The 18,272-nt window shown below is 61.2% G+C and carries 14 protein-coding genes; 2 read left to right on the plus strand and 12 right to left on the minus strand.

The window, feature by feature from the left end; genetic code table 11:
* The first annotated feature begins 127 nt into the window (after positions 1–127).
* A complete protein-coding gene (locus O4H53_RS01295) occupies positions 128–739 on the plus strand; it encodes a helix-turn-helix domain-containing protein (RefSeq protein ID WP_269360740.1) in 612 nt (203 codons plus the stop codon).
* A gap of 17 nt (positions 740–756) precedes the next feature.
* Here O4H53_RS01295 and O4H53_RS01300 read toward each other — a convergent pair whose 3' ends face one another.
* From O4H53_RS01300 to O4H53_RS01355, 12 genes are all read right to left on the minus strand, one after another.
* Positions 757–1,392, minus strand: a complete 636-nt coding sequence (locus O4H53_RS01300; protein ID WP_269360742.1) for a TetR/AcrR family transcriptional regulator — start codon at positions 1,390–1,392, stop codon at positions 757–759.
* 19 nt (positions 1,393–1,411) lie between these two features.
* Positions 1,412–3,145 (minus strand): aldehyde dehydrogenase family protein, encoded by a 1,734-nt coding sequence (locus tag O4H53_RS01305; RefSeq protein WP_269360744.1) that lies wholly within the window; start codon positions 3,143–3,145, stop codon positions 1,412–1,414.
* Position 3,146: 1 nt separating this feature from the next.
* Entirely contained in the window at positions 3,147–4,772 is a 1,626-nt protein-coding gene (locus tag O4H53_RS01310) for a long-chain fatty acid--CoA ligase (protein WP_269360746.1), read from the minus strand.
* 11 nt (positions 4,773–4,783) lie between these two features.
* Positions 4,784–6,430: a GMC family oxidoreductase gene (locus O4H53_RS01315; protein WP_269360748.1), complete on the minus strand. Its 1,647-nt coding sequence runs from the start codon at positions 6,428–6,430 to the stop codon at positions 4,784–4,786.
* 346 nt (positions 6,431–6,776) lie between these two features.
* Positions 6,777–8,537: an AMP-binding protein gene (locus O4H53_RS01320; RefSeq protein ID WP_269360749.1), complete on the minus strand. Its 1,761-nt coding sequence runs from the start codon at positions 8,535–8,537 to the stop codon at positions 6,777–6,779.
* A gap of 11 nt (positions 8,538–8,548) precedes the next feature.
* Positions 8,549–10,933: an amidase gene (locus O4H53_RS01325; RefSeq protein ID WP_269360751.1), complete on the minus strand. Its 2,385-nt coding sequence runs from the start codon at positions 10,931–10,933 to the stop codon at positions 8,549–8,551.
* Positions 10,933–11,649, minus strand: a complete 717-nt coding sequence (locus tag O4H53_RS01330) for an ABC transporter ATP-binding protein (RefSeq protein ID WP_269360754.1) — start codon at positions 11,647–11,649, stop codon at positions 10,933–10,935. The genes O4H53_RS01325 and O4H53_RS01330 overlap by 1 nt, the downstream gene beginning before the upstream one ends.
* Complete coding sequence (locus O4H53_RS01335) at positions 11,642–12,667, minus strand: branched-chain amino acid ABC transporter permease (protein WP_269360756.1); 1,026 nt, start codon at positions 12,665–12,667, stop codon at positions 11,642–11,644. Before O4H53_RS01335 ends, O4H53_RS01330 begins: the two co-directional genes overlap by 8 nt.
* The gene (locus O4H53_RS01340) at positions 12,667–13,533 is read right to left on the minus strand and encodes a branched-chain amino acid ABC transporter permease (protein WP_269360758.1); all 867 of its coding nucleotides are present in this window, start codon (positions 13,531–13,533) and stop codon (positions 12,667–12,669) included. Before O4H53_RS01340 ends, O4H53_RS01335 begins: the two co-directional genes overlap by 1 nt.
* 66 nt (positions 13,534–13,599) lie before the next feature.
* Positions 13,600–14,820: an urea ABC transporter substrate-binding protein gene (locus O4H53_RS01345; RefSeq protein WP_269360759.1), complete on the minus strand. Its 1,221-nt coding sequence runs from the start codon at positions 14,818–14,820 to the stop codon at positions 13,600–13,602.
* A 43-nt stretch (positions 14,821–14,863) separates the two neighbouring features.
* The gene (locus O4H53_RS01350; protein ID WP_269360761.1) at positions 14,864–16,513 is read right to left on the minus strand and encodes a flotillin domain-containing protein; all 1,650 of its coding nucleotides are present in this window, start codon (positions 16,511–16,513) and stop codon (positions 14,864–14,866) included.
* An 87-nt stretch (positions 16,514–16,600) separates the two neighbouring features.
* Positions 16,601–17,758 (minus strand): substrate-binding domain-containing protein, encoded by a 1,158-nt coding sequence (locus O4H53_RS01355; RefSeq protein ID WP_269360763.1) that lies wholly within the window; start codon positions 17,756–17,758, stop codon positions 16,601–16,603.
* 62 nt (positions 17,759–17,820) lie between these two features.
* Here O4H53_RS01355 and O4H53_RS01360 point away from each other — a divergent pair, with 62 nt between their 5' ends.
* A complete protein-coding gene (locus O4H53_RS01360) occupies positions 17,821–18,243 on the plus strand; it encodes a MarR family winged helix-turn-helix transcriptional regulator (RefSeq protein ID WP_269360765.1) in 423 nt (140 codons plus the stop codon).
* Positions 18,244–18,272: the final 29 nt, after the last annotated feature.

Raw genomic sequence — 18,272 nt, forward strand, 5'->3', positions numbered from 1 at the left:
TTCCATTGCCGTCAGGCTAGGCAGGTTTTCGCAGGATGCAACAAAATTTTCTCACATACGAAAATAATTTCCTTCCAGGAGAATCCGGCTTAAAAGTATTCCGAAGCCTATCGGAGACCCGGAATCCATGACCACTGCCCAAGCTCTTGGCGCGCGCCTCAGGCATTTGCGCAAGTCGAAACAGATGACACTGACGGACCTGGGATCGCTTTCGGGTGTCTCCGTTTCAACCATTTCCAAGATCGAAAACGGCGCGCTGTCACCAACGCTCGACAAGGTTCTGCGTCTGGCCGAGGGGCTGGAACTGTCTATCGGGCAATTGATCGGGGATGAACAAAGCGCCTATGACAAGCGCCCTCCCAACAGCCGGATGCTGCCCTCCAGGATCGACGACGGCATCGTCATCGACACCGACAACTACGAATATAAATACCTCTGTGCCGAGCTGACGAACAAGCGCATGGTGCCGATCCTTGCCCGCATCAAATCCTCGACCCTTCATGATTTCGGCAGGCTGGAACAACACGAAGGCGAAGAATTCCTTATCGTGCTGAAAGGAACCGTCGAAGTGCGCAGCGAATTCTATGCCCCGGTGACCTTGCAGCAGGGGGAAAGCGTTTACCTCGACAGCACCATGGGACATGCCTATCTCAGCACCGGTACGCAGGAGGCCGAAGTCCTGTGCGTCTGCACCGACTCCCAACGCCTCAGGCCCGGCGAGGCGGATCAGCCCGGTTGAAAGCCGGTCCGGTCCCGTCAGTCACCGGATGTGGGTGCGGCAGTGATCGAGGCCAGCAGCATCGAAACCTGCGCTTCGAACCTGGCAGGCATTGATTGATCGCCTGCAAGATATTTCTGCAGGTGAAACCGAAACGCGGCGTCCAGCACGAGGTAAACCGGCGTTGCCTCCGAATGGGTGTTGCCTGTCCGGGTCAGAAACTCTCCGACGATGTCGATCAACCCGTTCTCGATGTCCTGCACGACCTCGTGAAAGGCGGGGTCGAACATCGCCTGGGACCGGATGTCGTACCAAAGCCGGTGAGTCTCCGCATCGCGCCGGATTGACCGCGACAACCCCTTGATGAAGCGCTCGGCCAGTTGGGTGGCCTCCACATCATCCGACAGGATCGACTGCATTTCCTTCATGAAGCTGATCTTGTAGCGCCGGACGCAATAGGTAATCAGATCGACCTTGTCCTCGAAATAATAATGCAGCGTGCCCACGGCCACGCCCGACAGTTCGGCGATGTCGCGCAGGCTGGTGCGGGCATAGCCAAGCTGCTTGAGCGCCGCGATGGCGCTGTCGGCAAGATCGTCCTTCTTGCGCGTGCGCTTTGCGGATTTGGCGTCTGCCTTTTCCACGAGGCGGGACATTTTGTCGATTTTGGTCACGTCGTCATGGCCTCCAGGATCACCCCCTCAGTGCATTGACGAAAATCCGCGGCAACTTCAACCATCCCGGACTGTGCTGGAACCGCGTCAGCAACCGGCCAAGGACATGCTGGCGTCGGTTGGTGACGAACCAGGGCGGGCGTGGCAGCAGGGTTGCCTTGCCAGACAGGATGTTGCGCGGAAAGGGCCGCCAGGGGGCCTGCACCACGACCCGTTGCGGGCGGTCAAACATGAAGGTGTTATGGGCAAAGCCGATCCCGCTGCCGACGTCATCCAGCGTGTGACCGGGGAAGGCGCCCCAGGGGCAGGCCGTGGCTAGAAAGGCAAGACCTGTCCAGGCATTGATGGCAATGGTGCCATAACGCAGCTCGCTGATGATCTCTTCGAACCGTCTTTTGCCGATTTCACGAATTGTTTTCGGATGGATCAGGATATTGGCGCCAAGCGTGCCGTGCAGGGTGTCGTTGGCATAGCGCATTGCCTCGATCAGGTAGGCCTCTGGGTTGGCCTCACTGATTTCATGCGTGGACATGGCCGGGGCGAAAACTTCGTTCCGGGTGAACCAGCTTTCGCCATCCCCCACCGGGGCCACGACACAGGCGGGGGCTGCCCCCCGGTCGAACCGCTCGGCGTCCGGCGCGTGGCTGGCAAAATGCGCCATCCGGTCGGCGGCACCGGGATAATAGGCCTGGCGCGCCTCGACCTGCTGCATGACGTCGCGCAGGTGCCCCATCAGCGCCACCTTTTGCGGCCATTGGCCGGGCAGGATCAACATCTGGCAGGCGACGCAGTTGAAGCCGGAATTGTGCAGCTTCTGCGTGGCGATATGTTCGGCCTGGAACCGCAGGTCGGCGGCAGACCAATGCCCCGGCACCACGATGGTCGGACAGACCGCGCCAAGCTCTGAGGTGATCGGTTTGGTCAGCTTCGGCGTGCCTGCTTTCTTGTTCTTTGCGCCCTCCGCCCCCGGCCCCCAGACAATCACGTCATGAGATGCGGCGGCACCGGTGATATGGATTTCGTCCACCGATTTGTGAGTGCAAAGATATCCGCCGACATCGGCACCGCCCCGGACAATGCGCAGAGCGTCGCGTTCGATGAGCGGCTGGAGCGCCGCCTCAAGATAGGGTGTCAGGTAGTCGTTCACCGGGTTCATCTTCAGAATGACGACCTTGTGTTCCGAGAATGCCTTTTGGAACACGTCGAGCGGGGCGATAGAGGCGATGTTGCCCGCCCCCAGCACCAAGGAAACCCCGCTTTCGCGCGCCTCAGCCGGTCCATCGTAGGCAGTGGCCGTGTTGGCGGCGAGCGTGCCTTCGGTGACCTCGGGCTCCATCCAGACCTCCGCGTTGATGCCCGACAGCAGCAGATGATCCCAGATTGTGTGCGGCACCACGCGCACGGCAAGCTGACCGTTCGCAGTCTGGCGTTTCTTCAGATGATCGAGGAAGGTCTTTCCCTCAACCCCGGCAATCGTCTGCATCAGCCCGTTGCACGCCGCCATGACGGCATAGGGCCCCGATATCCATTCTTCGCCGGCAAGCGGTGAGCCCGGCGCGATCAGCTTGTGCCGGGCCGCCGTTTCGGCCCAGCCCTCGGCGACTGCCAGCAGCCGGTCCTTGATCTCTTCCAGCACCGCGATCCGCTCCGCATTCGTTGTGCGCGCCCAGATGTCCTTGGCGGCGACCAGCGCATCGAGGTCACGGTCGAGAGCCGAATGATCCGGGATGAGGTCTGTGGTGATCTGATTCATCTCATGCCTCCTTTATCAGCACGTCGCCATAGGCTTCGCGCAGTTTGTTTTTCAGCACCTTGCCCGTTGCCCCAAGTGGCAGTTCACCGACAAAAATCACCCGGTCGGGCACCTGCCAGCTTGCAACCTTGCCATCGTAGGCTTCGAGGATCTCCGCTTCGGTCGGGGATGCGCCCTCGGCGGGGACAGCCAAAACAACGGGCCGTTCGTCCCATTTGGGATGGCGCGCGGCGATGGCGGCGGCATTTGCCACCTTCGGATGGGCGATGGCGATGTTTTCCAGCTCCACCGTCGAGATCCATTCACCACCCGATTTGATGATGTCCTTGGACCGGTCGCGGATCACCATGTAGCCGTCCCCGTCCAGCGTCGCCACATCGCCGGTGTCGAACCAGCCGTCCTGCGTCAGGGCCGTGGCGTCCTGACCGAAATAGCTGTCCACGACCCAATGGCCGCGGATGTGCAGCGCGCCCTGGGTCTTGCCATCACGGGGCAGCTCCTGGCCCGCGTCGTCCACGATCCGCAGGTCGACACCCCAGGGCGGACGCCCCTGCCCTTCGCGCAGCCTGGCCTGCGCGTCGGCGCTCAACCCGGTGTGTTTCTGAAGAAGCTGGTTCAACGTGCCCAGCGGCGAAGTTTCTGTCATCCCCCAGGCATGGATCAGCTCGACACCATAGGTGTCGCGAAATTCGCGGATCATCGACGGCGGCAGGGCCGACCCGCCGACCACCGTGCGTTTCATCGAGGTCGGCTTGATGCCGGTGGATTTCAGCCCTGCCAGCAGCCCCATCCAGATCGTCGGCACCCCCAAAGACAGCGTCACCTGCTCCTGATCGATCAGCCGGGCCAGGCTTTCACCATCAAGTTTCGGGCCGGGCATCACCAGTTTTGCACCGACCGATGCGGCGACATAGGGCACGCCCCAGGCGTTGACATGGAACATCGGCACCACCGGCATCACCACGTCGCGGGCCGCCATGTTCAGGCCGTCGGGCTGGTTGCCACCGATGGAATGCAACACGAGAGAGCGGTGCGAATATTGCACGCCCTTGGGATTGCCGGTGGTGCCGGAAGTATAGCACAGCGCGGCGGGCGCATTCTCGTCCAGGTCCGGCCATTCGGCAGCGGGATCCCCCGCCTGCAACAGATCGTCATGGAACAGAAGTCCCTCGACCATGCCCGCCGCCTCTTCGTCGCGGGGGCCCATCAGGACGTAATGCTTAACCGATTTCAGCAGCGGACCGAGCTTGGCTGCAACGGGCAGGAAGGTCCGGTCGAGAAACAGCACCTCGTCCCGGGCATCGTTCAGGATATAGACCATCTGTTCCGGCGTCAGTCGCGGGTTGATCGTATGCGTGACCCGTCCGCCGCTGCCGATGCCAAAGTAAAGCTCAAGGTGCCGCCGGTTGTTCCAGGCAATGGTCGCGCAGCGGGCGTTCGCGGGAACACCGAGGACGTCGAGCGCCGACTTGATCCGCCGGGCATTCGCGCCAATCTCACCCCAGCTGGAGCGCGCGATGCTGCCATCCGTCTCGACCGAGACAACCTCCGTACCGGCGTGATACTTCTCTGCATGTTCTATCAGTGAGCCCGTCGTCAGAGCTTGCCACATCATCGTTCCAGACATCCTGGTCTCCTTCATTCTGCCGCGATTGCAGCGGGTTTGATGCCGCGGATCATGTCCGCCGCGCGCTCTGCGATCATGATTGTCGGGGCGTTGGTATTCCCGCCGATCAATGTCGGCATGACAGAGGCATCCACGACGCGCAGCCCCTCCATCCCATGCACCCGCAGTTCGGGATCGACCACCGCCATATCGTCCACGCCCATCTTGCAGGTGCCAACCGGGTGATAGACCGTGTCCGCGCGGGCGCGGATGTGGCTTTCCCACTCCTGGTCCGTCATCCCGTCTTTCACATTGAACAATTCCTTGTGCCGAAAGCGTTTCATGGCCGGGGCTTCCAGGATTTCGCGGGTCATCTTCGCCCCCTTGATCAAGGTCTCAAGGTCACGCGGGTCGGACAGAAATTGCGGGTCAATACCCGGTGCCTTCATCGGGTCGCTGCTGGCCAGAAACACCTCGCCCCGGCTGTGAGGCCGCAGGGTACAGACATGACAGGAAAAGCCATGGCCCAGGTGCAGCTTGCGCGCGTGATCGTCTACGATCGAGATCACGAAATGCAACTGGATATCCGGCCGGTCGAGGCTCGGCTCGGTCTTGAGAAACGCCGCCCCCTCGGCAAAAGGTGTGGCAATCATCGAATTGCCGTCCTTGCGCCATTTGAAAATATGTTTCGTCAGGTCGACGGTTGCCGTCAGGCCGATGCCGAAATTGTCGGTATCCTTTGATTTGTAGGCCAGGACAAAGTCGAGGTGATCCTGAAGGTTCTTGCCGACGCCGGGCAGGTCATGCACGACCTCGATGCCATGGCGCTGGAGTTCCGTTGCCGCGCCGATGCCGGACAACTGCAGAAGCTGGGGTGAATTGAAGGCGCCACCGCACAGGATCACCTCGCGTCTGGCTGTCACGCGCGCGTCCTTGCGGCCCTTGCGGTAGCTGACACCGGTGGCGCGTTTCCCTTCGGTCAGGATCTTTGTCGCATGCGCCCCGGTGATGATTGTCAGGTTCTTGCGGGTTTTCTGGATCGGGTGAAGATAGGCCGCCGCTGCCGAGCATCTTTCGCCGTTCCTGTCCTTGTCGTGAAACTGGGTGACCTGGTAAAGCCCAACACCCTCATTGTCGCCGGTATTGAAATCCGCCGTCTCGCGGTGCTGGCATTCCGTGGCCGCCTGGACAAAGGCGCGCGAAATCGGACGCGGCGCTTTCTGATTGGAAACATGGAGAGGCCCGCGGTTGCCGTGAAAGTCACCCGCGCCCGCTTCGTTGTTTTCGGATCGTCGGAAATAGGGCAGGCAGTCATCCCAGGACCAGCCGTCGCAACCCGCATCGGCCCAATCGTCATAGTCAGACTTGTGGCCCCGGACATAGAGCATCGCGTTGATCGCGCTTGATCCGCCCAGTCCCTTGCCGCGCGGCTGATAGCCCTTGCGGCCATTCAGGCCGGGTTGCGGCACGGTGTTGAAAGCCCAGTTCGAGATCTTTCCGTGTCCCGGCAGCATGGCGACAACACCGGCGGGCGCGCGGATCAGGATGTGATCGCCGTTACCTCCCGCTTCCAACAGACAGACGGACAGTGAAGAATCCTCGGAAAGCCGCGCCGCGAGCGTAGATCCCGCAGAACCACCGCCCACGATCACGTAGTCGAATGAAGTCTTGAATGGCATAATCTTCCTCCCTGAACAGAGTCTCCCCACTCTGCCCAATAAGATGAACACATATTCTGAACATGTGTCCAGAAAAAGTATCAGAGTGCAGAAATCCGCCGGTTCACGCCAATGGCGCACCCGGGTTTGGCGCAGGAATTTGCGCCGCGTTCAAAGGGAGTGCTCAACGCCCGAGAGACCTGCGGGAAAACAATCTGAATGCGGTTCTAAACCGCAGTTTAGTCACGAAACGAGGCGCTGAATGCGTATCGAAAACGGCGCCTCATTTTCTCAGCGCCGCGCACCTGGATGGTGGGATTTCAGCAGGTGGCGTGGCCGGTTGCAGTCGTTTCTATTGCTGGTCGTGCTAAGCGCCGGCCTTGCCAAGCTCTTCGATCATCCGGTCGCGCATGATGAATTTCTGCGGTTTGCCGGTGATCGTCATGGGCAGTTCATCCACGATGCGGATATGGCGCGGGATCTTGAAATGGGCAATCTGGCCCTGGCAATGGGCCAATACGGCATCTTCGGTCAGGGTGCTGCCCTGTCTTGGAATGACCCAGGCGCAGACTTCTTCGCCCAGCCTTTTGTCGGGAATGCCGAAGACCTGGACATCGCTGATGTCGGGATGTCCGAACAGAAACTCCTCGATCTCGCGGGGATAGATGTTCTCTCCCCCACGGATGATCATGTCTTTGACACGCCCGGTGATCGAACAGAAACCTTCCGCGTCGAGAACGGCGAGGTCGCCGGTATGCATCCAGCCGTCCCTGATCGCTTCGCTCGTGCGGTCGGGGTCTTCCCAATAGCCTTTCATGACCGAATATCCCCGCGTGCACAGCTCCCCCTGGGTGCCGACCGGCACGATCTGCCCGTCCTCGTCGACAATCTTGACCTCAAGATGCGGATGTACCCGGCCCACGGTCTCGCAGCGCTGCCTTGTCGTGTCATCGACAAAGCTCTGGAAGGACACCGGCGAGGTCTCCGTCATGCCGTAGCAGATCGTCACCTCTTTCATGTTCATCCGGTCATTGACCTTTTTCATCACGTCCACGGGACAGGGCGCGCCGGCCATGATCCCGGTGCGCAGCGAGGACATGTCGCGCGGTGTCTCATCAAGGTTCTGGAGCATCGCCACGAACATGGTCGGGACGCCGTAAAGAACGCTGCAACTCTCGGTGGCCAGCACGTCCAACGTCCGCGCCGGGTCAAATGCTTCCCCCGGAAAGATCATTGCAGCCCCTTTGCTGACGGCGCCAAGGACCCCCATCACCATCCCGAAACAATGATAAAGCGGGACCGGGATCGCCAGCCGGTCATTTTCGGTCAGCCTGATCCTGTCGGTCACGAAACGCGCATTGTTGACGATGTTGTAATGCGTCAGCGTGGCCCCCTTGGGCTGTCCTGTCGTGCCTGACGTGAACTGGATGTTGATCGCATCATCGGGTTGAAGCGTGCGGTCGATTTCCGGCAGGCGGAGCTGTTGGGCGGGGCCGCCCAGATTTGAAACCTCGTCGAAACTCCAGGCCCCCGCCGCCTGACCCGCCTCTCCCATCACGACGACATGACGCAGATGTGGCAGCCGGGCAGCCTGCAACCGGCCCTTTTCGCAGCTGGCCAGTTCCGGGGCCAGGCTGCGCAGCATCTCGATATAGTTCGAGGTCTTGAAGGATTGCGCCAGGACCAGCGCCTTGCAGCCCACCTTGTTCAGCGCATATTCCAGTTCCGACAGGCGGTAGGCCGGGTTGATGTTGACCAGAATGACGCCGATCCGCGCTGTTGCGAATTGCGTCAGGATCCACTCCAGGCGGTTGGGCGACCAGATGCCCAGCCTGTCGCCCTTTTGCAGACCCAGTGCCAGGAAACCCGAGGCAAGCGCATCCACCGCGCGGTCCATATCATAATAGCTCAGCCGTGCCTGGGGAAAGACCAGCGCGTCGCGCGGGCCATACCGGGACACCGCATCGCGCAGCAGTTGCGGGATCGTGGCAAAGGCAAGTTCAGGCTGCTTGCCGCCCTGAACATAGGATTTACCGTCGCGCGGGGCGAGGGAGCCTTCCGTCTCTGACCGGGAGTCCAGGCCGAAATTCTGAATCCGGTTTGCAATGCTTTCATTCAGGATCGTCATCAAAGGCCTCCTTACATGTTGCGCCAGTCGCCCGATTGTTCAAAAGCATGGGCCGCCTGGTAGATCTTCATCTCGCCGTAGTTCGGGCCGACCAGCATCATCCCGATCGGAAGCCCTTCGCTGAAACCGCAGGGCACGTTCATCGCGGGCAAGCCCCCGTTGAAAGGTGCGGTATTCGCGACCATCTCAAAAGCCCGTTGCACATACAAGCTGAGAGAACTGTCGGCAGGCGGATGCGGCTGCGGCTTGATCGGCAGGGTCGGCATCAGAAGCAGGTCATATTGTTTCAACGCGGCATGATAGCTTTCGTTGCAGCGGCGCATGATGTTCTGCGCCTTGCCGTAAAAGCGTCCGCGATACTGGCGCTGGAAATGTTCGCCGACGAACATGCAGGTCTTCAGCGAATGGCTCAGCTCATCCGCGCGCCCGCGCCATTGCGCCATATGGTCCGTCATCGACGGCAGGAACAGCCCGCGATAGTTGGTGCCCGTGGAATTGCCCCACATCATGCCGTCCTGAAGCCCCTCCAGAGTGATCGCGGTCCAGGCATCCATCGCGACATGGTGGTCCGGCACCGAGACCTCTTCGACCCGCGCGCCCAGATCGCGGAACCGTTCGGCGGCCATCATGACCTTATGGTCCACATCCGATTCCGAGTTCGGGTGCCCGAAGCCTTCCTTCAGGACGCCGATCCGCATCCCCGCCACACCGCGCCCCAGCGCCTCGGTATAGCTGTAAACCTTGGGCTTGTACTGGCGCGGGTCCAGCCCGTCTTCGCCCGCCAGGACCTCCAGCAGCAGCGCATTGTCTGCGACGGTATTGGTCACCGGCCCCAGGTGGTCGATGGTCTGTTCGATCGGCATGGCCCCGGTATAGGGCACCAGCCCATGCGTCGGCTTCATCCCGTAGCAACCGCAATTCGAGGCCGGGATGCGGATCGACCCGCCCTGATCGCCTGCGATGGCCATGTCCACCTCGCCTGCCGCCACCAGTGCCGCCGAACCCGAAGAAGACCCCCCGGCCATATAGCCGCGCTTGTAAGGGTTGTGCACCGGCCCCTTGGCATTGGTATGCGATCCGCCCGACAGGCAGAAGTTCTCGCAATGCGCCTTGCCGACGATCACCGCGCCCGCGTCCAGCATCCGTGTCACGATGGTGGCGTCGATCTCGGGCGTATAGCCTTCCATGATCGACGATCCGTTCATCATCGGCACCCCGGCCAGACAGATCGTATCCTTCAGCGCAATCCGCTTGCCCCGTAGCTTGCCGTCCGGCGCGCCGCGCACCTCGGTCTTGACATACCAGGCATTGAGCGGGTTTTCCGACGGGTCCGGAAAGCGGCCCGGGCTGCGCGGATACCGCACTTCGGGCAAGTTGTCGGGCATGGCGTCCAGCCGGTCATAGGCCTGCATATAGGGCTCGATGATCTCGGTGTATTCCAGCAGATCCTCGTCAGAGAGTGACATGCCGAAGCGATCGGCCATGCTGCGCATTTGGGCCAGTGTGGGGCGTTTGATCGTCATTATGTTCACCGTTGAAGGGTTGGAATGTCGGGTATCAGAGACGGCTGGCGGGGTATTCCCTGGGAAGCTCTGCCCGCGCACGGGTCGGTCCTTTGCCAGGGCCCGTGTGGGACCCGGCGCGGCAGTCTCCTGCCGCGTGCCCCGCGCGGTGCCAAAGCCGAGGAACTGGTCGACCTTGGCCTGATCCGACAGGTCGGTCCGGCTGAGCGTTCCGGTGATCCGGCCACGCTCCAGCACCAGCACCCGGTCGGACAGGTCCGCGATGAAATCGAAATTCTGCTCAACCAGCAGGATCGACAGCCCGCGTTTTTCGCGCAGCTTCAGCAGGGTCTCGGCCATCTCCTCGATGATCGAGGGCTGAATGCCCTCGGTCGGCTCGTCCAGCAGCAGGAAGTCGGGATCGCCCATCAGGCAGCGCGCCAGTGACAAAAGCTGCTGTTCGCCCCCGGAGAGTGCACCGCCTTCGCGGTCCAGCAACCGGGTGAGGCGCGGAAAATCGGCCAGCACATTCTCCATCACTTCTGCCTCGGTGCCTGCGCCAAAGTCGTGCCAGGCAAAGCGCAGATTGTCGCGAACGGACAGCTGCGGGAAAATCCCCCGCCCCTGCGGCACATAGCCCAGCCCCAGCTGGCTGCGCTCGTTCGGCGGAAGGCGGGTGAGATCGGTCTGGCGAAACCTGATCTGCCCGGAGGCCGCCGGCAGGAAACCCATCAATGTCTTGAGCAAGGTGGTCTTGCCCATGCCATTGTGCCCCAGCACCCCGACAACCTCGTTTTCCGCCACCTCCAGGTCGATCCCGTGCAGGATCGGCACGCGGCCATAGCCGCCGGAAAGCCCCTTGGTCGACAGTAAAATCTCGTTCTCTTCGCGCATCAGGTCTTTTTCCCCAGGTAAACGGCCCGCACCTGGGCGTCTGACATCACCCGGTCCACGTGGTCTTCCATCAGCACGGCACCCTGGTGAAATACCGTCACCGTATCTGCGATGGACCGGATGAATTGCATGTCATGTTCGACAATCACCACGGCTGCCGTTTTGGTCAGGTCGTGGATGATGGCGGTCATGCGCTCCACATCCTGTGCGCTCATACCCGCCGCAGGCTCGTCCAGTAGCACCAGCCAGGGGTCGGCCACGGCGACAAGCCCAAGCTCCACCCGCTGCCGTTCGCCATGTGCCAGCTGGCCCAGCGAACTGCGCGCAATGGATCCCAGCGCCAGCCGGTCGATCATCTCGTCACTGCGGGCGCGCGCCTCTTTCACGGGGTGAAAGCGCCGCGCCGCAAGCCAGATGTTTTCCCGCACGCTCAAGGCATCCAGGACATTCGGTGTCTGGGTCTTGATCCCGACCCCAAGTGACGCGATCTGATGCGGGTGCCATCCCGTCACCTCCTGACCCCGCATGAAGACATGCCCCTCGGTCGGGGTCAGCAGCCCGGTGACGCATTTGAAAAAGGTCGATTTGCCCGCGCCGTTGGGGCCGATCAGGCAGCGCAGCTCCCGCGCTTTCAGCTTGAAATTGACGTTGTCGCTGGCGGTCACGCCGCCAAAGCGCATGGTCAGCCCCTGGGTTTCCAGTACCGTCTCAGCCATGCCGCATCCTCCGCATCCGGCGGGCGTCCGGCTTGCGCCTTGTGCGGCCAAAAACGGCCCGAAAAAGTGCTGCGATGGCCGGAGCCAGCCCTTTTGGCAGGAACAGGACGAAGAGCACCAGGATCAGCCCGGTGATCAGCGTGTTGTCGATCAGGCTTTGCTGGCCCAGCAGGAACTTCAGATAGGCCAGCCCTGCCGCCCCGATGATCGGTCCGATCCGGGTGCCAAGGCCCCCGACGATGCACCAGATGATGATCTCGGCGGATTGACCCAGCGAAAACAGGCTGGGTGTGACGATCTCGCCCCAATTGGCAAACAGCGCCCCGGCCAGCCCTGCAATGGCGGCACCGATGGCGAACATCACGGTCTTGCGCGCTGCCACGTCATAACCCATCAGCCCCATCCGGACCTCGTTTTCGCGAATGCCCAATGCGATGCGGCCGAAAGAGGACCGCAACAGCCAGGTGACCAGCAGGAACACGATCACCAGTGCCACCGCGCAGACATAGTAATAGGGATCACCCCAGATGTAGGCCCCCGGATCGCCCGGCACATTGAGGGTCTGGAAACCCGGAATCCCGTTGAAACCGCCCAGCCGGGCCTTGCCGATCACATAATGTGGGCCGGCAGTGGAATTGACGAACTTGAACAGGATCAGCGTGACCACCAGGGTGATCACCCCCAGGTAGACATCCGTCAGCCGACCATAGAACATCATCGCGCCGAGCAATGCCGCAAAGATGGCGGGCACCAGAACGGCCAACAGCATCGGCAGGGTGCTTTCCGCGATGTTGATGGCCGCAATGGCATAGGTATAGGCACCCAGGCCAAAGAACGCCGCCTGTCCGAAGCACAGGATGCCGCCAAACCCCCAGATCAGCCCGAGGCTGAGGCCCAGCATCCCGTAGATGACCAGCACCGTCAGCGTGTAGGTTCCGATCAGCATCGGCATGATCCAGATCAGCAGTGCCGACACGACAAGCGTCAGCAGCACGTCCTGCAGGGCTGTCCGCGCCATCACAGTTTCCCCTTGAAGAGCCGTCCGGTGATCCCCTGCGGCATCGCGCGCAACAGGATGACCGCCAGGACCAGAAGGGCGACTTCACCGATCACCGGCGAGATCGCAAAGGTAAAGACCTGGCTGACGACCCCGAAGCTGGTGGCCGAACTGACCAGCCCGGCAATCAGCGCCGGGCCCCCGGCGATCACGGTGATAAAGGCCTTGGCGATATAGGCCCCGCCGGAGGTCGGCACCAGACCGACCAGCGGTGCCAGGACCGCGCCTGCCAGCCCGGACAGGGCCGAGCCGCAAAAGAAAGTCGCCATATAGATACGGTCGGGGCTGTAACCCAGTGCGGCGGCCATGTCGGAACGCTGCATCGCGCCGCGTGCAATCAGCCCGGCACGGGTGCCCCGCAGAACCGCGTAGATCCCGATGACCAGCGCGATGGACACAAGGATGATAAAGAAATTATAGCCGTTGATCTGGTAATTACCGACAGTAAAACCCGCGATCGGGGTCGAGATGCCCGTGGTGGTATTGCCAAAGATCATCGTGGCAAGCCCGATAAAGACAAGGCTCAGCCCCCAGGTGGCAAGCATCGTATCCACCAGCCGCCCGTAAAGATGGCGGATCACCAGACGCTCAACAACAAGACCGATGAGCCCGACGACAAGGGGCGCGATGACAAGCATGGCGACAAAGACATTCACCCCCAGACCCACGGCGGTGATGGTCACATATCCGCCCATCATCATGAATTCGCCATGGGCAAGGTTGATGACCTTCATCATCCCGAAGACAACGGCAAGCCCCGCGCTGATCAGCACCAGCGATGCCACCGCGTAGAGCGTTTCCACTATGATTACGAATGTGAGGTCCATGATACCTGCCGTTCAGAGAAATGGGTCAGGGCCGCCAAAGCCGCCCCGACCCCGGGGAGAACCGGATCAGATCTCGATCTCATATTGCGTGTTGTCATCGGGGTTCGCGCTCAGATCACAGACCGCCTGGGTGTCAATCGGCTGGCGCTGGGGCAGCGTTTCGATGACCTCCATCTTCTGGTCCCGCATCTCCATCAGATGCACGTCCAGCACCGCGTGGTGGGTCTTGGGGTCGACGGTGACCTTGCCCCCCGGTCCGGTGATGGAGATGCCGGTTTCCAGCGCCTCGATCACGGCATCGCGGTCGATTGTGCCCGCTGTCCGCACCCCCTCTGCCCAGGTATGCAGCCCATGGTAGTGGGAAACCGCAATTTCATGCATCGACTGGTCGCCGTCGAACATCGCCGCCCACCGCTCCTTGAAGGCCGCGTTTTCGGGGGTGTCCAGCTCCTGGCTGTAGTTGTAGGCGCACATGATGCCGTTGCCCTCTTCGGGTGTCAGCACCTTGTGCTCATTGCCGACACCAAGGGTAGTGGAGGCCAAAGCGATCTTGTCCTTCATGCCGGCCGCTGCCCATTGGCGGAAGAATGACAGATGCGCACCGCCGACCAGAGGCGCGATCACCAGATCCGGCGCCGCCGTCTGGACCTTGGCGATGGTCGAGCCGAAGTCGCTCACGTCGAGCGGGAAGAAATCGGTGCCCACGACCTCGCCGCCATTGTCGCGCACGAACTTCTCGATCCAGCGCGCGGTGATCTGGCCATAGTTGTAATCGGCCGCGAGGATATAGACCTTCTTGCCCGAGTTGTTCATCGCATAAGGCACCAGCGCCTCGACCTGCTGGGCCGGGGTGACTCCGTTGATAAAGATGTTCCGGTCACAGACGCCGCCCTCGTAAAGCACGTTATAGAAATAGAGCGTCTTGCTCTTGCGCATGGTCTGACGGATTGCCTCGCGGGAGGCCGACAGGATGCCGCCATGCACCACATCTACCTTGTCTTGCCGGGTCAGCTGCTGTCCGTATTGTGAATACAGCGCCATGTCGGATTGGGTGTCATAGGCAATGATCTCGACTTCGCGACCCAGAAGGCCACCGGCCTCGTTGATCTCTGCGACGGCCAGCCGCGTCGCCATGTCCATCGGTTTGCCATAGGCATCGAAGGGCCCGGATTTGTCGAGGATCGAACCCAGCTTGATGGCGTCAGCGGCAAACGCCACCCGTGGCAGCAGGCCCGCCGTGGTCAGGGCGGTCGCACCGCCAAGCAATTCTCTTCTGTTCAGAGACATATATTGTCCTCCGTTGGTGAGTTTCATTGAAGGTGACTGCGGGTCACTCTTTTGAATTTTGTGGGTCGTCTTTCGCCTTGATGCGGTTTGCGTAATCTGCGGTCCGCCCCGCATTGGGCACGTCGAAATCAAGCCCGATCTCTTCGCCCATCTGTTTCATCGCGGGCAGGCGCACGGCCATTCCCAGGATCTGGTCCATCGCCGCACCAAAGGCGCTGTCTGCCCCGTCGCCGCCCGATCCCGCACCACCGCCAAACCCGCTGATCTGGTTGATGCGGATGGAATCGATCTTTTCGACCGGCTTCATCATCTGGGTCATGATCTCCGGCATCTTGTCGAGCTTGCGCTCCTCAAGACGCATGCGGATGACGGCATCGCTCAGGGTATTCTCCGCCTTGTTCAGGGCAACACGCCCGGCGGCTTCGGCTTCCATCGCGATCTTTTCGGCATTGGCCGTTGCCGTGCGCGCCGATGCATCTGCCTGGGCCCTTGCCAGCAACGTGCTGACATCACTTTTCACCCGCGCGTCCTCAAGCTCGATGTCGCGTGCCTGCTTCAGTTTCGCAATCTCACGCTCGCGTTCCGTCACGGCGCGGTCTTTCTGAGCCTGAACACTCTCGGCAGCCAGAATTACCTGCGCCCGCGCTGCTTCTTCCTCGGCTTTCACCTTGGCTTCCTTGGTGCGCGATTGTGCCAGGCTGATACCATGCGCGATCTTCGCTTCTTCCAGTTCCAGCAGCGCCTTCATCTCGGCCTTGCGCAGGGCCTCGTCGGCTGACACCTGGGCTGTCTTTGCTTCCTGTTCTTCCCGGATGCGGATGGTCTCGGAGGCGCGATGTTGCTCTGCGCGGGACTGGGCAGAGCGGCTTTCCGATTCCGCCTCCAGCCTTGCGAGGTGCTCACGCTGCGCAATTTCGGCCTCACGCTCGGCGCGCTGCAATTCGATCTGCCGCTGATGCTGGGCCAAGCGATGCTCGCGCACGGCGATCTCGGTGCTTGTCTCTACCGCGATGCGGGCCTTGCGTTCTTCGGCAACCATCTCGGCCAGCCGCCGCATGCCCCGCGCGTTGAAGCTGTTGTTCTCGTCCCGCTGAGCGAAGTCGCTTTGATCGACGGAAACCAGCGCCGCCGTGACCAGCTCAAGGCCCAGCCGTGCGGCGTGCTCCGAAACCATCGCTGAAACCTGCGCCGTGAACGCGGCCCGTTCCAAATGAATCTCGTTGATGCCGCGGGCGGCAGCAGCGGTTTGGATGGCATTGGCGAGGGGGCCCGCCAGCACGGTCTCGAATGCTTCGCCGCCGCGTGCAATCCTGTGGCCGAAAGCCTGTGCCGCGGTTGCGATGCTCTGCACATCGGAGGCCACGCGCAATTCGAACTCCATCACCAGATCGGCGCGCATCGCGTCAGCCGTCAGGACTGCATCGCGGCCGGTGCGCACCATCGTGACGGCAGCTGTCTGCATCGACACCCGTTGCAGCTGATGCACGATCGGCAGGGCCACACAGCCGCCATCGGTCAGCACCCGGCGCCCGCCCATGCCCGTGCGCACCACGGCAGTCTCTAGCGTTGCCTTGGCGTAGAACCGCTGCAGGAACCATATTCCGCCCAGCAGGACGACGATGAAAACGACAAATGCCAACAGCCAATACAATGTGATCTCTCCTGCCGCGCCCTGCCCCCCGTGCGGGGTCATGGCCTGTAACGGCAACGGTGAGCGATTTTAATTTCCATTTCAAGTAATTTATTTGAAATGGAAATTAATAAGGTAAATATGTATTATTTACAGTACCTTGAAGTCACAAAAGTTGATACCATCGGCCCGGGCGAGGTACACATCGGGCCGCTGCGCGGCATCGTTCCGGGCAAAGGAACGGCCGCTGGAATGAATCACCGGCAGCAGGTCCTGGCTGGTCCGCATCCGCCAGACAGCGCCGAAATCCCGCAGCAGAGAGGCCAGATAATGTATCCCTTCGTAGGTCGATTGACCGATGGAATTCAACGCAGGCGCGGCGTCACCGTGCAGCGCATAGTAGCGTTCCTTGAAACTGGCATTCGCCTCTGTCGATATCGACCCGAAGTAGGAGGAGACCGAGAACATTCTCTCCAGATTGGACCGGCCGCAGGCCATCAGACCGTTCTCTTCCAGGGCACAGGACAATCTGACCGCCTTGCGGTGCAACCCACGCTTTCCAAACAGCCGGTTGAAGTTCACGGCGTCCTGCCCGACCAGCGAGACCAGGACAGCTTCGGCCCCCGAGGCCTCGACCCGGTCAACCAGATCGGACATGTTCGGCAGGCCGAAAGGCACGTAACATTCCATCGCCAGCTCAACCCCCGCTGTCCTGAGAACGCTCTTGGCCAGGGAATGGGAACTGCGCGGCCAGACATAATCATTGCCGATCAGCGCCCAGCTTTTCGGGTGATATCTGGCCTGGATCTCGGCCAGTGCCGGGGCAAGCTGTTCCTGCGGCGTCTCGCCAATGGCAAACAAGCCCGGTGTCGTTTCGCCCCCCTCGTAGAGCGGCGTATAGATGTAGGGGATGCGCTGGCGGACAACCTTGGACAGGCGCTGGCGCACGGCACTCAGATGCATCCCCACGATTGCGTCAATCGCATTCAGCTCGATCAGGTCGTTTACGGTTTCCTCGATCGGCTCATCGGCTTCCACCGCTGCATCTATCATGATCAGCTGAACCCGCCGCCCGCCGATACCATTGGCGCGGTTCAGCTCTGCGGCCGCGACCTGTGCGCTGGAAATGCAGGAGGGTGCCCAGATACCCGCCGGGCCACACATCGGGATCAGCAGCGCCACACGAAAACTGCCCGAGGCGGCCAGCAGCCCGCTCTCGCGGAAATCCGCAAGTTCGATCGGCAGCGCAACGTCGTCCGTGCTATATCCCAGCGCCCTGTCTCCCCGGATCAGGATGGCAATTCGCACATTGCAATTGAAATTAATTTCCAAGTCAACTAATTTCAAAGACCTAACAAGCGGATACGATCATGACGACTGAGCCGATCTCATTTGAACGCCATCTTTCCTATGCACTGGAAGCCGCGCATCGTTCGGTCAGCAATTCGCTGAGTGCCCGGCTGAAGGCACATGGCATCCAGATCACCGCATGGCGCGTGATGGAATGCCTCGACATCGACCAGCGGCTGACAATGGGGGAACTGGCCAAACGCGCGCTGATCAATCCCCCGGCGCTGAGCAAGCTGGTGGATCGCATGGTGTCGGATGGCCTGGTTCACCGTCAGATTTCCGCCGCCGATCAGCGCCAGATCAACCTGCTGCTGACCAACCTCGGCCGCAGGCGTATGCTCCAGATCCGCAAGGACGCAGAGGAACAGGACCGCGCGCTCAGCGCGCTTCTGGACTCGGACAATGGCGAAATGCTCAAGCAGCTGTTGTTGAAGCTGGCATGACGCAATCTGGGCAGGCATCCCGCCCATGA

The sequence above is a fragment of the Sulfitobacter sp. G21635-S1 genome (assembly GCF_027213915.1).
Lineage (GTDB): Bacteria > Pseudomonadota > Alphaproteobacteria > Rhodobacterales > Rhodobacteraceae > Sulfitobacter.

What these genes read in the sequence shown, in the direction of transcription:
- O4H53_RS01295 (WP_269360740.1), top strand. Translation starts at nt 128, where the DNA reads ATGACCACTGCCCAAGCTCTTGGCGCGCGCCTCAGGCATTTGCGCAAG.
- O4H53_RS01305 (WP_269360744.1), bottom strand. Translation starts at nt 3,145, where the DNA reads ATGAATCAGATCACCACAGACCTCATCCCGGATCATTCGGCTCTCGAC.
- O4H53_RS01310 (WP_269360746.1), bottom strand. Translation starts at nt 4,772, where the DNA reads ATGTCTGGAACGATGATGTGGCAAGCTCTGACGACGGGCTCACTGATA.
- O4H53_RS01315 (WP_269360748.1), bottom strand. Translation starts at nt 6,430, where the DNA reads ATGCCATTCAAGACTTCATTCGACTACGTGATCGTGGGCGGTGGTTCT.
- O4H53_RS01320 (WP_269360749.1), bottom strand. Translation starts at nt 8,537, where the DNA reads ATGACGATCCTGAATGAAAGCATTGCAAACCGGATTCAGAATTTCGGC.
- O4H53_RS01325 (WP_269360751.1), bottom strand. Translation starts at nt 10,933, where the DNA reads ATGCGCGAAGAGAACGAGATTTTACTGTCGACCAAGGGGCTTTCCGGC.
- O4H53_RS01330 (WP_269360754.1), bottom strand. Translation starts at nt 11,649, where the DNA reads ATGGCTGAGACGGTACTGGAAACCCAGGGGCTGACCATGCGCTTTGGC.
- O4H53_RS01335 (WP_269360756.1), bottom strand. Translation starts at nt 12,667, where the DNA reads ATGGCGCGGACAGCCCTGCAGGACGTGCTGCTGACGCTTGTCGTGTCG.
- O4H53_RS01340 (WP_269360758.1), bottom strand. Translation starts at nt 13,533, where the DNA reads ATGGACCTCACATTCGTAATCATAGTGGAAACGCTCTACGCGGTGGCA.
- O4H53_RS01345 (WP_269360759.1), bottom strand. Translation starts at nt 14,820, where the DNA reads ATGTCTCTGAACAGAAGAGAATTGCTTGGCGGTGCGACCGCCCTGACC.
- O4H53_RS01350 (WP_269360761.1), bottom strand. Translation starts at nt 16,513, where the DNA reads ATGACCCCGCACGGGGGGCAGGGCGCGGCAGGAGAGATCACATTGTAT.
- O4H53_RS01360 (WP_269360765.1), top strand. Translation starts at nt 17,821, where the DNA reads ATGACGACTGAGCCGATCTCATTTGAACGCCATCTTTCCTATGCACTG.